Source organism: Actinoallomurus acaciae, from assembly GCF_042429965.1.
GTDB classification, from domain to species: domain Bacteria; phylum Actinomycetota; class Actinomycetes; order Streptosporangiales; family Streptosporangiaceae; genus Actinoallomurus; species Actinoallomurus acaciae.
This window is the reverse complement of record NZ_JBHLZP010001306.1, coordinates 251-719: the sequence shown is the minus strand read 5'-3', so window position 1 is coordinate 719 and position 469 is coordinate 251. Positions and strand designations below refer to the sequence as shown.

The following is a 469-nucleotide window of genomic DNA, read 5'->3' as shown; positions in this document are numbered from 1 at the left end:
GGGCGGGGACGGGAAAACCGGCGGCCGAAAGGCCGCACGGCGTCCCGTCCCCGACCCAACAGATGCAGGCACTGGACCGTTCACAACCGGTGCTGCCGATGATGCCGGGCATGCCCGAACGCCGCACCCACGACTACGCCCGGTACGGCACCACCAGCCTGTTCGCCGCCTTCAACATCGCCGACGGAACCGTCATCACCGAACCGCACCGCAAACACCGCGCCACCGAGTTCAAAAAGTTCCTGGCCGCGATCGATAAGGCGGTGCCTGCCGGACTGGACGTACACCTGGTCTGCGACAACCTCGCCACCCACAAAACACCGCTCATCCACGAATGGCTCGCTCGCCATCCCCGCTTCCACATCCACTTCACCCCGACCGGCTCATCCTGGGTCAACCAGGTCGAACGCTGGTTCGGCCACCTCACCGACCAGCTGACCAAGCGCGGCGTCCACAAGAGCGTCCAAGC

At 65.7% G+C, this 469-nt stretch carries 1 pseudogene; it reads left to right on the top strand.

Annotated features, from left to right (window positions below):
- Nucleotides 1–62 precede the first annotated feature (62 nt).
- Nucleotides 63–469: pseudogene (locus tag ACFFNX_RS52210) on the top strand (IS630 family transposase); the annotation flags it as partial.